General features: G+C 71.1%; 13 protein-coding genes. 4 read left to right on the top strand and 9 right to left on the bottom strand.

What is annotated here, in order from left to right:
* Positions 1 to 16: 16 nt before the first annotated feature.
* The 6 genes from ACYVLQ_RS15090 to sucB all read right to left on the bottom strand — a co-directional run bounded on the left by ACYVLQ_RS15090 (position 17) and on the right by sucB (position 7,714).
* The gene (locus tag ACYVLQ_RS15090; RefSeq protein ID WP_460698077.1) at positions 17 to 2,209 is read right to left on the bottom strand and encodes an elongation factor G-like protein EF-G2; all 2,193 of its coding nucleotides are present in this window, start codon (positions 2,207 to 2,209) and stop codon (positions 17 to 19) included.
* A 123-nt stretch (positions 2,210 to 2,332) separates the two neighbouring features.
* Positions 2,333 to 3,385, bottom strand: coding sequence for a lipoyl synthase (lipA, locus tag ACYVLQ_RS15085; RefSeq protein WP_460698076.1), 1,053 nt, complete (start codon positions 3,383 to 3,385; stop codon positions 2,333 to 2,335).
* A gap of 52 nt (positions 3,386 to 3,437) precedes the next feature.
* Positions 3,438 to 4,217, bottom strand: a complete 780-nt coding sequence (gene lipB, locus ACYVLQ_RS15080) for a lipoyl(octanoyl) transferase LipB (RefSeq protein ID WP_460698266.1) — start codon at positions 4,215 to 4,217, stop codon at positions 3,438 to 3,440.
* A 231-nt stretch (positions 4,218 to 4,448) separates the two neighbouring features.
* Entirely contained in the window at positions 4,449 to 4,970 is a 522-nt protein-coding gene (locus ACYVLQ_RS15075) for a GNAT family N-acetyltransferase (protein ID WP_460698075.1), read from the bottom strand.
* Positions 4,971 to 5,007: 37 nt separating this feature from the next.
* A complete protein-coding gene (locus tag ACYVLQ_RS15070; RefSeq protein ID WP_460698074.1) occupies positions 5,008 to 5,910 on the bottom strand; it encodes a TIGR01777 family oxidoreductase in 903 nt (300 codons plus the stop codon).
* A 13-nt stretch (positions 5,911 to 5,923) separates the two neighbouring features.
* The gene (sucB, locus tag ACYVLQ_RS15065; protein WP_460698073.1) at positions 5,924 to 7,714 is read right to left on the bottom strand and encodes a 2-oxoglutarate dehydrogenase, E2 component, dihydrolipoamide succinyltransferase; all 1,791 of its coding nucleotides are present in this window, start codon (positions 7,712 to 7,714) and stop codon (positions 5,924 to 5,926) included.
* Between the two features lie 326 nt (positions 7,715 to 8,040).
* On the opposite strand from sucB, the gene ACYVLQ_RS15060 reads away from it, so the two are divergent.
* Positions 8,041 to 8,385, top strand: a complete 345-nt coding sequence (locus ACYVLQ_RS15060) for an oxidoreductase (RefSeq protein ID WP_460698072.1) — start codon at positions 8,041 to 8,043, stop codon at positions 8,383 to 8,385.
* Between the two features lie 73 nt (positions 8,386 to 8,458).
* Here ACYVLQ_RS15060 and ACYVLQ_RS15055 read toward each other — a convergent pair whose 3' ends face one another.
* On the bottom strand, positions 8,459 to 9,985 hold the full coding sequence (locus tag ACYVLQ_RS15055; RefSeq protein WP_460698071.1) for a leucyl aminopeptidase: 1,527 nt from the start codon (positions 9,983 to 9,985) through the stop codon (positions 8,459 to 8,461).
* Between the two features lie 10 nt (positions 9,986 to 9,995).
* Entirely contained in the window at positions 9,996 to 10,844 is an 849-nt protein-coding gene (locus tag ACYVLQ_RS15050; RefSeq protein WP_460698070.1) for a TetR/AcrR family transcriptional regulator, read from the bottom strand.
* Between the two features lie 161 nt (positions 10,845 to 11,005).
* Between ACYVLQ_RS15050 and ACYVLQ_RS15045 the strand changes: the two genes are divergently transcribed.
* Both ACYVLQ_RS15045 and gcvT read left to right on the top strand, forming a co-directional pair.
* Positions 11,006 to 11,620, top strand: a complete 615-nt coding sequence (locus ACYVLQ_RS15045) for a GNAT family N-acetyltransferase (protein ID WP_460698069.1) — start codon at positions 11,006 to 11,008, stop codon at positions 11,618 to 11,620.
* A 30-nt stretch (positions 11,621 to 11,650) separates the two neighbouring features.
* Entirely contained in the window at positions 11,651 to 12,751 is a 1,101-nt protein-coding gene (gcvT, locus tag ACYVLQ_RS15040) for a glycine cleavage system aminomethyltransferase GcvT (RefSeq protein WP_460698068.1), read from the top strand.
* 32 nt (positions 12,752 to 12,783) lie between these two features.
* Here the strand turns inward: gcvT and ACYVLQ_RS15035 are convergent, their stop codons facing one another.
* Positions 12,784 to 12,993 carry a hypothetical protein gene (locus ACYVLQ_RS15035; protein WP_460698067.1) on the bottom strand — a complete coding sequence of 70 codons (210 nt, stop codon included), beginning with the start codon at positions 12,991 to 12,993 and terminating at the stop codon, positions 12,784 to 12,786.
* A 228-nt stretch (positions 12,994 to 13,221) separates the two neighbouring features.
* On the opposite strand from ACYVLQ_RS15035, the gene ACYVLQ_RS15030 reads away from it, so the two are divergent.
* Positions 13,222 to 14,319 (top strand): branched-chain amino acid aminotransferase, encoded by a 1,098-nt coding sequence (locus ACYVLQ_RS15030; RefSeq protein WP_460698066.1) that lies wholly within the window; start codon positions 13,222 to 13,224, stop codon positions 14,317 to 14,319.
* Positions 14,320 to 14,322 lie beyond the last annotated feature (3 nt).

Below are 14,322 nucleotides of genomic sequence, written 5' to 3'. Positions count from 1 at the left end.
CAGCGCGCGGACGTGCTCAGGCCGAGGTCTGGGTCCGGATGCTCTCGGCCAGTTGCGAGGGCATCGGCTCGTGCCGGGCGTAGCTGCGGGTGAACTGCGCGCCGCCGTGCGCGAGGGAGCGCAGATCTATGGCGTAGCGGCTCAATTCGAGTTCGGGGACCTCGGCGCGGATCACGGTGCGGCCCGCGGTGGTCGGCTCGGTGCCGAGCACGCGGCCGCGGCGGCCGGACAGATCGCTGAGCACGGCGCCGACGTAGTCGTCGGACACCGTCACCCGGACCTCGGCGATCGGCTCCAGCAGGCTGATGCGGGCGGCCGCGGCGGCCTCGCGCAGGGCCAGCGCACCGGCGGTCTGGAAGGCGGCGTCGGAGGAGTCGACCGAATGCGCCTTGCCGTCGAACAGCGTCACTCGCACATCCACCAGCGGATATCCCGCGGCCACCCCGCGCGCGGCCTGCGCCCGCACACCCTTCTCCACCGACGGAATGAACTGTCGCGGAACGACTCCGCCCACCACCTTGTCGATATACTCGATGCCCGAGCCCTCCGGTAGCGGCGCGACCTCGATCTCGCAGATGGCGTACTGGCCGTGGCCGCCGGACTGTTTCACATGCCGCCCGCGCCCGGATGCGGTGGTGGCGAACGTCTCTCGCAGCGCGACGCGATGCTCGACGGTATCGACCCGCACCCCGAACCGGGACCGCAGCCGCTCTAGGGCGACATCGCGATGCGCCTCGCCCAGACACCACAGCACCAGCTGGTGGGTCTGGCCGTTCTGTTCGAGCCGGACCGTCGGATCCTCGGCGACCAGGCGCGCCAGGCTCTGCGAGAGCTTGTCCTCGTCGGCCTTGCCGTGCGCCCGAATGGCCACGGGCAGTAGCGGTTCCGGGATGGGCCAGGGCTCGATCAGCAGCGGCGCGTCCTTCGCCGAGACGGTGTCGCCGGTCTCCGCGTGGCCGAGCTTGCTGACGCAGGCGATATCTCCGGCGATGGCCTGGCCCAGCGGGCGCTGCTGCTTGCCGAACGGCACCGATACCGCGCCCACCCGCTCGTCGACGTCGTGATTGCGCTCCTCGACCGGGCCGTGGCCGCAGACGTGCACCGTCTCGTCCGCGCGCAGCGTCCCGGAGAACACCCGCACCAGCGACAGGCGGCCGACGTACGGGTCCGACGCGGTGCGGATCACCTCCGCTGCCAACGGGCCGTCGGGATCGCAGGACAGCGGGGCGGGTCGGGCGCCGTCGAGGCCCGACGCCGACACCGGATGCTCTGCGGGAGTGGGGAATCCGCGCGTGATCAGGTCCAGGATCTCCACCATGCCCAGGCCCTCGCGCGCGCCCTCGGGGGGCGGCGCCGCGATCAGGACCGGATGGAAGGTGCCGCGCGCGACGGCCCGCTCCAGGTCGGTGACCAGCGTGGTCAGGTCGATCGCCTCACCCGCCAGGTACCGCTCCATGAGGGACTCGTCCTCGCTCTCGGCGATGATGCCCTCGATGAGCCGACCGCGCGCCTGATCGATCAGCGCGGCCTGGTCGGCGGTGGGCTCGGCGCGGGTGTGCTCGCCCTTCGAGTAGTCGAAGACATGCTCGGTGAGCAGATCGATCAGGCCCGTGACGGGGCGGTGCCCGTCGGCACCCTTCGCGCCGTACACCGGAAGATGCAGCGGCAGCATGCTTTCCGCCGCACCGCCGCCGAGCAACTCGCGGCAGGTCTCGGTCATCTCGTCGAAATCGGCGCGGGCGGCGTCCAGGTGGGTGATCACCAGCGCGCGCGGCATGCCGACGCTCGCGCACTCCTCCCACAGGGCCAGCGTCTGCCCGCCCACGCCCGCCGCGCCCGCGGCCGCCGAGATCACGAAAAGGGCCGCGTCCGCGGCGCGCAGACCGGCCCTCAGCTCCCCGACGAAATCGGCGTACCCGGGTGTGTCCAGGAGGTTTATCTTGATGCCCGCCCAGCCGACCGGCACCACCGACAGCTGTACCGACCGGTGTTGTCGCTGTTCTATGTCGTCGTAATCGGAGACGCAGGTGCCGTCCTCCACGCGACCGGCCCGGGTGACGGCGCCGGTGGCCATCGCGAGGGCCTCCACCAGTGTCGTCTTACCCGATCCGCTCTGGCCGACCAGCACCACATTGCGGATGGCGTCGGGACGCTCCGCCGTGATGGTCGTACCGTTGGCGCCTGCCGATGTACTCGCTCTGTCGGCCATGTGTGTCCTCGCTCCCGGAGTCGACACGTGCGGTTCACTCGAGCTTCCCACCGGGGACCACGGCCTGTCATCGATTCGAAAGATCCCGGGACGCGCCGCACGCGGCCCGCGGGAGACGGGCGGTCAGGAACCGAAGCGGGCCAGCACCGAGGTGGCCTCCTGGGCGGCGGTGCTCTCGTCGCCGAGGTGCGCCATCTGCGGGGGCAACTCGCGGCCGTGGCGCTTCATGGCCTGGGCGTAGAGCCTTCCGGCGCGGTAGGAGGAGCGGACCAGCGGCCCGGCCATCACGCCGGCGAAGCCGATTTCCGTTGCGACATCGGAGTGTTCGACGAACTCCTGCGGCTTCACCCAGCGGTCCACCGGGTGGTGGCGCGGGGAGGGGCGCAGGTACTGGGTGATGGTGAGGATGTCGCAGCCCGCCTCGTGCAGGTCGCGCATCGCCTGCGTGACCTCCTCGGGGGTCTCGCCCATGCCGAGGATGAGGTTGGACTTGGTGATCAGGCCCGCCTCGCGGGCGGCGGTGATGACGCTCAGAGACCGCTCGTAGGTGAAGGCGGGGCGGATCCGCTTGAATACCCGCGGCACCGTCTCCACGTTGTGGGCCAGCACCTCGGGGCGGGAGGAGAACACCTCGGCCAGCGCGTCGGGCTTGGCGTTGAAATCGGGGATGAGCAGCTCGACGCCGGTGTGCGGGGACACGCGCTCGATGGCGCGCACGGTCTCGGCGTACAGCCACGCGCCGCCGTCCTCGAGGTCATCGCGGGCGACGCCGGTGATGGTCGAGTAGCGCAGGCCCATCTGCTGCACGCTCTCGGCCACGCGGCGCGGCTCGTCGCGATCCAGCGGCTGCGGCTTACCGGTGTCGATCAGGCAGAAATCGCAGCGGCGGGTGCACTGCTCGCCGCCGATGAGGAAGGTGGCTTCGCGGTCCTCCCAGCACTCGAAGATGTTGGGACAGCCCGCCTCCTCGCAGACAGTGTGCAGCCCTTCACGTTTCACCAGGCCCTTGAGTTCGGAATACTCCGGGCCCATGGTGGCGCGGGTGCGGATCCACGAGGGTTTGCGCTCGATCGGCGTCTCCGCGTTGCGTGCCTCGATGCGAAGCAGCTTGCGGCCGTTGGGCGCTGCGGCGGTGTGTGCCGAGCCTTGCGATGTCGGGGTGTCGACGGAGGTCACGAAATCGACTCTACGCGGCGCCTGCGACCCGGTTTCCAGGGTGGTGGGGTGGTCATCGCGACGCGGCCTCGCGGGAATCATTCGGCCTGTGCCTGTGTTCGCATTCCGTCCGCGACCGCCCGGGCACGGGGTGCGTCGTGTGGTCGGTGACCGGCAGGGCGCCGTCGAGGGCTCGCAGGATCGCGTCGGCGACCAGGTCGCGGACCTCGGGCACGGTGACCTCGCGATCGAGCTCGCGGCTCAGGGTCGTCACCCCGGCGTCGCGGATTCCGCAGGGCACTATCGTCTCGAAGCCGTCCAGGGCCGAATTGCAGTTGAGCGCGATGCCGTGCAGGGCCACGCCGCGCTGCACCCGCACGCCGATCGCCGCGACCTTCCGGTCCGGCCGCGTGGCGTCGGCCGCCACCCATACCCCGGAGCGGCCCTCCACCCGTCCACATTCGACGCCGAGGCCGGTGCACACGGTGATCAGGGCCTGTTCCAGGCGGCGGACGTAGTCGACCACGTCGACCGGTTCGGCCAGCCGCACGATCGGATAGCCGACCAGTTGCCCCGGACCGTGCCAGGTGATCTTGCCGCCCCGGTCGACCTGGATCACCGGGCTGCCATCGATCGGCAGGTCGGTCGGTTCGGTGCGGCGTCCGGCGGTGAACACGGAGGGGTGTTCCAGCAGCAGCAGCCGGTCGCTGCCTTGGTCTTCGGCGCGCTCCTCGGCGATGCCGCGCTGCAATTCCCAGGCGTGGTGGTAGTCGATGAGGCCGAGTTGCTCGACGATCACGGGGGTGTCGTCGTAGCGCGCGGATTCGGCGGGTTTGCGGGCGGCCGGGAGGATCGGCAGGGCCGAGGTGTCGGTCAGCGACTCCGGGGTCGATGTGGTCGACGGTCCGTCGGATAGAGAAGGGTCGCCTGCAGGGTCGCTGCGCTCACTCACGGTCAGCGAGGTTACGCCATCGTTACCGGTGTGCGGGGGCGGGCCGCCGGCCGGCCGGGCGTCGGCCGCGAGACCGGTGCGCGGCGGGTGCGGCAGCGGCGTCGACGGTGCTGCGCGCAGCTGTCGGCGTGGTCAGCGCGGCTCGTCCCCGGTATCCGCGACAGGCAGTGTGAGCTGCATCAATGTCAGATCCATCCAGCGGCCGAACTTGCGGCCGACCTCCGGCAGCTCGCCGACGATCCGGAACCCGAACTTCTCGTGCAGCTTGACGGAGGTGGTGTTGGCCGATTCGATCGCCGCGATCATCGCGTGCACGGTCCCGGCCCCGGCGGCGCGGTTCAGCAGTTCGGCCAGCAACGCCGTGGCCACCCCGCGGCGGTGGAAGCGGTCGGCGACGTACACCGAGTTCTCCACGGTGAGCCGATAGCCGGACCTCGGCCGCCACTGCGCGTAGCTCGCGTATCCCGCGACCTCGCCGTCGATCTCGGCGACCAGGACCGGATACCCGGCGGCGCGGCGGTCCCGCAGCCACGTCCGCCGCTCCTCGATCCCGACCGGCTCGGTGTCCCAGATGGCGGTGGTCGCGGCGATGGCATCGTTGTGGATCACGAGGATCTCCGGGAGGTCCGCCTCCCGTGCGTCGCGGATGATCACATCGACCTGCTCGCTCGGAAATGGTGTCGGGGGAGTGTCAAGCGTCGCGGCGGCCCACCGCGGCATCCAGGGCCTGGCCGATCGTGTTGTGCTGGAACGTATATCCCGCGGACTCGAGGACCGTGGGGATGGCGCGGGGGCCGTGCAGGATTGCCTCCTGGGCGAATTCGCCGATGAGGAGGCGTAAAGCGAAGGCGGGCACCACGAACGGCGCGGGGCGGTGCACCGCGCGGCCGAGTGCGCGGTTGAACTCGGCGTTGGTCACCGGGGCCGGACCGGCCATGTTCACCGGGCCCGACACGGTGTCGTGGGTGAGGGCGAAGACGATGCCGCCGATCTCGTCGTCGAGCGAGATCCACGGCATGTACTGGCGGCCGTTGCCCAGCCGCCCGCCCAGCGCCAGCGAGTACAGGGGCTGCAGCATGCTCAGCATGCCGCCGTGGCGCGCCAGCACGACGGCACTGCGCAGCAGCACCACCCGTGCGCCCGCCTCGGCCGCCGGATGCGTCGCCGCCTCCCAGTCGCGGCACAGCGTCCCCAGGAAACCCGTTCCGGCAGGGGCGGATTCGGTGATCACCCGGTCGCCGGTGTCGCCGCCGTAGAAGTGCGCGCCGCTCGCGTTGAGCAGCGTGGGCACCCCGGCGGCGGCGACCGCCTCGGCGAGCACGTCGGTGGGCGTGATCCGGCTGTCCCGCAGCTCCTGCTTGTAGCTGCCGTTCCAGCGGCGGGACCCGAGCCCGGCACCGCAGAGGTTGACCACCGCCTCCGCACCGCGCAGCGCTTGGTGCGGGACCTGGGCGCGCGCCGGGTCCCAGGAGAACTCGTCGCGGCCCGCGGCGGGACGGCGCACCAGGCGAGCCACCTCGTGCCCGTCGCGCCGCAGGGCCGCCACGAGCGCCGTCCCGATCAGTCCGGACGAACCGGCGATCACAACCTTCATGCCGGATCTCTTTTTACAGACCCAGGTCGGCGTCGAACGCGGCTTCCTCCAGCCGGTGCTTGATGGTGGTGAGGAAGCGGCCCGCGTCGGCGCCGTCGATGAGCCGGTGATCGTAGGTCAGCGGCAGGTAGCACACCGAGCGGATGCCGATGAACTCGTTGCCGTTGTCCGCGATCACCATGGGCCGCTTGACGATCGCGCCCGTGCCCAGCATCGCCGACTGCGGCGGCACCAGGATCGGGGTGTCGAACAGCGCGCCCTGGCTGCCGATGTTGGTGATGGTGAAGGTGCCACCGGCCAACTCGTCGGGCTTCAGGCCGCCGGTGCGCGCGCGACCCGCGATATCGGCGATGGCACGGGCCAGACCGGCCAGCGAGAGGTCGCTGGCGTTGTGGATGACCGGCGAGAGCAGGCCCTGATCGGTATCCACCGCGATGCCCAGGTGCACCGCCGAGTGGTAGGTGATCTCCTTGGTCTCCTCGTTGTACGAGGCGTTCACGTTCGGATGCACGCCCAGCGCCTCGACCGCGGCCTTGGCGAAGAACGGCAGGAACGTCAGGTTGACGCCCTCACGCTCCTTGAAGGCGTCCTTGGTCTTGGCGCGCAGCGCCGCGATCTTGGTGACGTCGACCTCGTGGGTCTGGGTCAGCTGCGCGGTGGTCTGCAGCGACTCGCGGGTCTTGACCGCGGTGATCTGCCGGATGCGGCTGGCCTTCTGCACGGTGCCGCGCAGCGCCTGCAGTTGCGGGCGGACCCCCGCCGGTGCGGAGGCGGGCGCGGGGGCCTTCGGCGTGGCGGCCGGTGCGGCGGCGGGCTGCGATGCCGCGGGGGCCTGCTTGGGCTCGGCGGCGGCGAGCACGTCCTGCTTGCGGATGCGGCCGCCCACGCCGGAGCCCTTGACGGTGGACAGGTCGACGTTGTTCTCGGCGGCCAGCTTGCGGACCAGCGGCGTCACATACGGAGCCTCACCATTGCCGGAGGAGGTGGCGGCGTGGGCCGGGGCGGGTGCCGGAGCCGGTGCGGGGGCGGGAGCCTGCGCAGGGGCGGGAGCTTGTGCGGGTGCCGGAGCCTGTGCAGGGGCGGGAGCCTGTGCGGGTGCCGGAGCGGCGGCGGCCGGTGCGGGAGCTGGTTGCTGGGCGGGCGCGGGGGCCTGGGCGGGAGCAGGGGTGGACGCGGCGGCGGGGGAGCTGCTGCCGATCACACCGAGCTGACCGCCGACCGCGACGACGTCGTCCTCGTTCGCGGAGATCTCCAGCAGGGTTCCGGCCACCGGAGACGGGATCTCGGTGTCGACTTTGTCGGTGGAGACCTCGAGCAGCGGCTCGTCCACCTCGATCTGGTCGCCGACCTGCTTCAGCCAGCGGGTGACGGTGCCCTCGGTGACCGACTCGCCCAGTTCGGGCATCTGCACCGGGGTGCCGCTCGCGGCGGCGGGGGCCGGAGCCGCGGCCGGTTCCGGCGCGGGGGCGGGCTGCTGGGCCGGTTCGGGCGCGGGGGCGGGGGCCTCGGCGGGCGCGGGCGCGGCGGCCTCTGGAGCCGGGGCGGGGGCGGACGCGGCGTCCGCACCGGCCTCGCCGATCACGCCGAGCTCGCCGCCGACCTCGACGACGTCGTCCTCCTGGGCCACGATCTTGGTCAGCACGCCGGCGGCGGGTGACGGAATCTCGGTGTCGACTTTGTCGGTGGATACCTCGAGCAGGGGCTCGTCGACCTCGACCGTGTCTCCTTCCTGCTTCAGCCACCTGGTCACGGTGCCCTCGGTGACGCTCTCACCAAGCGCTGGCATCTGGACGGAGAAGGCCATGTCCGTTGACTCCTCTAACTGCTCGACGGGTCTACAACAGTTCGTCTCTCGGCGGGCACCCGCCGTTGGTCGCGGCGGAGGTCCGAACTGCCACCGATTCATTCTGTGGCACCGGAGAACCGTGGTTCTTGTTCCGACTCTCCATCCTTGCACTCGCCGCCGCGGCGCGTAGCACAGGGCGGGCCGTGTCCCGGGTGGTACCCCGCGCCCGCGGCCGTGTTCGCCGCGAGCGTACGCAGGTCCCGACGCGGCGGCCGTCCTCCTGGCAGTATCGATGGACCGGGTCCGAGCGTGTCCGGTTTGTGAAACGAGGAGGTGGGGCGGGGATGGGTTTGCTGGATCGTTTCCGCCGCAGCGGGCCGGGCGGCGCCGATGCCGGTGATTTCCGCTATCTGGACAACTGGGTGCGCACCCACATCGGGGTGGAGGCCTTCGTGGAACCGAAAACCACCGTGACCGATGTCACGGTGGTTCTTGTTGCCACGGATGGTGAATGGACCAGGCGCGTCGTGGGGGAGCAGGGCGCGCGGCGGTTGTCGGCCCGCCTGGGCATTCCCGTCTACGACGTGGGCCGCACCGGCTACCCGCAACGCATGCGCGACTACGACGCCCGCCGCCGCATAGAGCGGAAGCGGGCGCTGGAGCGGGATCTGGGCGACACCGGCCCGTGAGCGGTCCGCCGCCTCCATCAGGCGCAGTCGCCGACGGCCCCCTGGACCGGCTGGTCGACGTGCGGCGGGGTGGTTACTCGGCGGCGATGTCGTCGAGGACGGCTATGAGGGTGCGGACGGGGACGCCGGTGCCGCCCTTGGGGACGTAGCCGAACGGGGCGCCGGTGTTGAAGGCGGGGCCCGCGACGTCCAGGTGGGCCCACTGCACGCCCTCGGGGAGGAACTCCTTCAGGTACAGCCCGGCCGCGAGCATGCCGCCGTTGCGGTGCGGGGTCACGTTGGCCAGGTCGGCGACCTTGGAGTTGAGGTCGGCGCGCAGTTCGGCGGGGAGCGGCATGGCCCAGCCGTTCTCGCCGACCTGCTGCGACAGGCGCGCGACCCGATCGCGGAACTCGTCGGTGCCCATCACGCCGGGGGTGCGGGCGCCCAGCGCCACCAACTGCGCGCCGGTCAGCGTCGCGACATCGATGAGGTAGTCGGGTTCGTCCTCGCCCGCCCGCACGATGGCGTCGGCGAGGATCAAACGGCCCTCGGCGTCGGTGTTGATCACCTCGACGGTGGTGCCGCCGTACTGGGTGAGCACATCGCCGGGGCGCTGCGCGGTGGCCGACGGCATGTTCTCGGCCATGGGCACGGTGGCGGTGACCGTGATCGGCAGGCTGAGCCGCGCCGCCAGCAGGACGGTGGCGATGACCGCCGCGGCCCCGCCCATGTCCGAGGTCATATTCTCCATGTTGGCGGCGGGCTTGATGGAGATGCCGCCGGTGTCGAAGGTGATGCCCTTGCCGATCAGCGCCACCTTCTTGGCGCCGCCGCGGTAGCTGATGCGGATCAGCCGCGGCGGCCGCGAGGACCCCTTGCCGACGCCCACGATGCCGCCGAAACCCTGTGCCTCCAAGGCCTTTTCGTCGAGCACCTCGACCTCCAGCCCGGCTGCCTCGGCCAATTCCTGTGCCCGCGCGGCGAATTCGGCGGGGTAGAGGTGGCTGGGCGGCGTGTTCACGAAGTCGCGGGCGGTGGCGACGGCCTCCGCGGTCGCTTGCGCGCGGAACAGCGCCTCCTCGCCAAGACCCGGTTCGGGAACGAGGAATTCGACGCGCCGCAGCGGCTGCTCGTCCGGCTTGGGCGCGGACTTGTCCGACTTGAACGGTGTGAAGGTGTAGGCGCCCAGGTAGAAGCCCTCGGCCGCGGCGCCGAGATTCAGGCCGGACAGGGTGGTGACGGCGGTGCTGGTGCCCGACAGCGCGCGCCCGGCAACACCGGCCGACTTGCGGATCTGCTCGGCGTCGGCCTTCTCCGCGGCGCCCAGACCCACCGCGAGCACGCTGGCGACCCCGAGCCCCCGTGGCGCCGGAACCCGGGTCAGCTCCTCGCCCTTGCCCTTCGCGCCGACCGCCCGCAGCTGCGCCAGCAGCGCCGCCCGCGTGTCGGCGTCCAGCACGTCGTCGAACGCCGTCTCGCCCTCGAGCGCCGGACCGGGAACGATCGCCGGGCCGTCGTCGGTGGTGACGAGTCCGACGACGAGCACATCGGTTTCGGTGCCGATGGTCGCGGTGAGTGCCAGTTCCGGTCCGAGCGAACGATCTGCAACAGCTGTCATGCGGACAAGGCTACTGGTCGGGCGGATACGGGTCGCCGAGCCGGGTGGCGGGGAAGTGCCGGGACGCGATGCCGTCGAGCAGCAACGCCATGCCGTCCTCGAGCAGCTGATCGAAGTCCAGCTCCAGGCCCTCGACGTCCTGATCGGGATCGAAGTAGCGGGCGAGCGTGGGGTGGGTTTCGTCGGCGACGAGATCGGCCGCCGCGGCGCGGAAGTCCGCCACCGAGGGCGAGTCCATGCCCTGCGGGGTGCGTTCGGACCCCGGCAGCAGGGCCAGGCCCTGCACCAGCCCCGAGATCGTCAGATAGATGGTCAGCATCTGGTCCCGGGTCAGGTCTCGGTCGTCGAGTGCGGCGAACGAGCGCTCCAGGCTGTCGAGCAGGGCCGGGCCCACCGGCGGCCGGGTCTGGGCGAGGACCGGCAGCATCCAGGGATGCCGCCGGTACAGCAGCCATTCGGCGCGGGCCTCGTGCGCCAGCCGCGACCGCCAGTCCGCGGGCTCGGCAGGCGGGGGCGGGGCATCGGCGATGACGAGTTCGGCCATCTCGGCGAGCAACGCGTCGCGGTCGGTGAAATAGCGGTAGAGGCTGGAGGTTGCCACTCCCAGTTCCGTGGCCAGGCGGCGCATCGACAGTGCGTCCAGGTCCTCGCGATCGGCCAATTCGACTGCGGCCCTGACGATCCCAACGGTCGTGAGATGGTGCGTCTGGGCGGCGCGGCGGGGCGGCGCGGGCGTCGTACGACGGGCGCGATAGGCGCGGGCCTGGCATGAGCGCGAGCAATAGCGCCGCCGCCTGCCGCGCGGGCGCTGAGCGAACGGCTCGCCGCAGATCGTGCACGGCTGCTCTGATTTCGTCACAATATTCAGTGTGACGAATTACTCGTAACTGCGCTGGGGAGCTCATAGGTTGGCAGTCGCACACGGTGTTCCGGCGACCACCTGGCACATCGTGTCCCGGCCGCGGCCGGGGTGCCGCCGCGACGCGTGGCGGAGACGAATTCTCGACGGGAGGTCGGCGGATGGACGAACGGATCGTGATTCGGCGCGCGAGCGCGGACGAACTCGACGCGGTGGCGGCGGCGTATGCCGAGGCGAATGCCGACGAGGCGGTGACGACCTGGGTGCTGGCGGGCAACGCGGAGTTCGCCGCGGAGTTCGCGGCGCACCATGTACCCGAGATGATCGCGCAGAACCTGCGCGACGACGAGGTCTGGGTGGCCGGTGTCGGCGAGGAGATCTGGGCGATCTCGCTCTGGCACACGGTCGCCTCGCTGGACCGCTACGAGGCGCAGCACGCCGAGATCCGGGAACTGGCGCGGACCACGGGGGCGCTCCCGTTCCAGCGGCTGGAGGCGGTGCTCACCGCCGTCAACGCGCGCCATCCGACGGAATTCCCGCACCGCTACCTGCAGTCCATCGCCACGGTGCCGCACCGCCGGGGCTCGGGCGCCGGTGCCGCGATCCTCACCGACCGCCTGAAAGCCGCTGCGGCGGAGGGCCTTCCGGCCTATCTCGAAGCCAGCACCGAGCGCTCGTCGCGCCTGTACGAACGCTGCGGCTTCGTCCTGCGGGGCGAGCCCATCCTCCTCCCCGACGGCGGCCCCACCCTCCGCCCCATGTGGTTCCGGGGCTGAGCCTCACGCGGTGGCGGTTAAGCTCGGCTGGTGACCGAGTCGACGCTGCTGCAGGGGCCTATCCATGACGTGCACGTGGAGCTGGGGGCGACGTTCGCGCCGTTCGGGGGGTGGGAAATGCCGGTTCAGTACGGGGGGACGGTGGCCGAGCACACCGCGGTGCGAACGAGCGTCGGCCTGTTCGATGTGAGCCATCTCGGGAAGGCGACCGTGCGCGGAGCGGGAGCGGCGGCGTTCGTGAATTCCGCGCTGACCAACGATCTCGGGAAGATCCGCCCGGGAAAGGCGCAGTACACGCTGTGCTGTGCCGAGGACGGTGGCGTGATCGACGACCTGATCGTCTACTACGTCGGCGACGACGAGTTGTTCCTGGTCCCGAACGCCGCCAACACCGCGGGGGTGGTCGGGGCGCTGCGGAAGGCCGCCCCGGCGGGCATCACCGTCACCGACGAGCACCGCGAGTACGCGGTGTTCGCGGTGCAGGGCCCGAAGTCGGCGGAGGTGCTCACCGCGCTGGGCCTGCCCACCGACATGGAGTACATGGCCTACGCCGATGCCGAGTGGGAGGGTCGCCCGGTCCGGGTCTGTCGCACCGGCTACACCGGCGAGCACGGATACGAACTGCTGCCCCCGTGGGCCGACGCCGAACCGCTCTTCCGCGCTCTGCTGACGGAGGTGCGCGCCACCGGCGGCGCTGCGGCCGGACTGGGCGCCCGCGACACCCTGCGCACCGAGATGGGCTATCCGCTGCACGGACATGAACTGTCCCTGGATATTTCGCCGGTGCAGGCCCGCTGCGGCTGGGCGGTCGGCTGGAAGAAGCCGGAGTTCTGGGGCAAATCCGCACTGGAGCAGGAGAAGTCGGCGGGAGCGCGCCGAACCCTGCTGGGGCTGAAGGCACTCGACCGCGGCGTGCTGCGGCAGGGCCAGACCGTGCTGCGCGGTGACGAGACCGTCGGCGAGACCACCTCGGGCACCTTCTCGCCGACCCTCGGGATCGGCATCGCCCTCGCGCTGCTGGACAAGTCCGCCGGTCTCGAGCCGGGCGATGAGGTCGAGGTCGACGTCCGCGGCCGCCGCCTGCGCGCCGAGGTCGTCAAACCCCCGTTCGTCACCCCCCACACCTCCTGACGGGCGGGAGCCCGCCGCTGTTTCACCGGTCGTCAGCCGGTCGGCGTCACCGGGGCGGACGCGGGCGGCGCCACCGTCGAGATGACCGGCAGCAGGACGACGGGCTGACCGTCGTGCCCGGGCGCACTCCGCTCCGGCAGGAGCAGCAGCGCCGCGCACATCAGAGCGATCGCCGCCAGAACCCCGGCACCGGTGCGGACGTAAGCCCATCGGCGGTGCCGCCACTGTGCCGCGAAGCGCACGGTCCCGCTCCCTCCTGCTCGGACCCCACCCCTCCATCGCAGACGGCCGCCAGCCGTTAGCGCCCTCGACGAATTCGGTGTCCGGGACCGGCCGCCGCGCGACTTGCCCACCGGTCACCGGCCACGCTCCCGCCCAGCCGAGCAGAGTGCGCAGCACCCGAGGTCGCACAGGTTCGAGATGGCGGACCTGGCATCACGGGCCGGGCGCCGGGTTCTAGGATCGGAACTATGACCGTTGCCGCACAGTTCACCCGCGTTCCGCATCCGTCGCCCACACCGGCGGCGCGGCGACAGGAGATGCTGGCGGATCCGGGCTTCGGGCGCTTCTTCACCGATCACATGGTTTCGATCGACTACATCGGCGGGGAGTGGGCCAACCCGCGGGTCGAGCCCTACGGTGCGATGCAGATGGACCCGGCGACCATGGTGTTCCACTACGGTCAGGCCATCTTCGAGGGCCTCAAGGCCTACCGGCAGCCCGACGGCGGCATCGCGACGTTCCGCATCGACGCCAATGCCCAGCGGTTCCAGCGGTCGGCGCGCCGGATGGCGATGGCCGAATTGCCGGAGGACCTGTTCGTCGAGTCGGTGCGGCAGCTGCTGGAGGTCGACGCCGACTGGGTCCCGGACGCGGGCGGCGAGGATTCGCTGTATCTGCGCCCGTTCATGTTCGCCACCGAGTCGGGCCTCGGGGTGAAACCGGCCGAGGCCTACAAGTACCTGCTGCTGGGTTCGCCCGCGGGAGCGTACTTTCCGCGCGGCCTGAAGCCGGTGCGGGTGTGGCTGTCGACCGAGTACGTGCGCGCGGCACCCGGCGGCACCGGCGAGGCGAAGGTGGCCGGGAACTACGCCGCGTCGCTGCTGGCGCAGAGACAGGCCGCCGACAAGGGCTGCGACCAGGTGGTGTGGCTGGACGCCTGCGACCACCGCTACGTCGAGGAGATGGGCACCAACAACCTGTTCTTCGTGTTCGGCGCGGGCTCACAGGCGCGGCTGGTGACACCGGAGCTGTCCGGTTCGCTGCTCCCCGGCATCACCCGCGACTCCCTGCTGACCTTGGCCGCCGACTCGGGCTACCAGGTCGAGGAGCGCAAGGTGTCGGTGGAGGAGTGGCGCACGGGCGTCGAATCCGGGGAGATCACCGAGGTCTTCGGCTGCGGCACGGCGGCCGTGGTGATCCCGGTCGCCTCGGTGCGCTCGGAGGACGGGGAATTCACCATCGGCGACGGGGAACCGGGCGAGGTGACCATGGCGCTGCGGGAGACGCTGACCGGAATTCAGCGCGGCACCTTCGCCGATATTCACGGCTGGATGCGCACGCTCTGATCG

It is taken from the genome of Nocardia thraciensis (genome assembly GCF_054782435.1).
The sequence above is the reverse complement of the archived record's forward strand: the minus strand, read 5'-3'. Positions and strand labels throughout refer to the sequence as shown.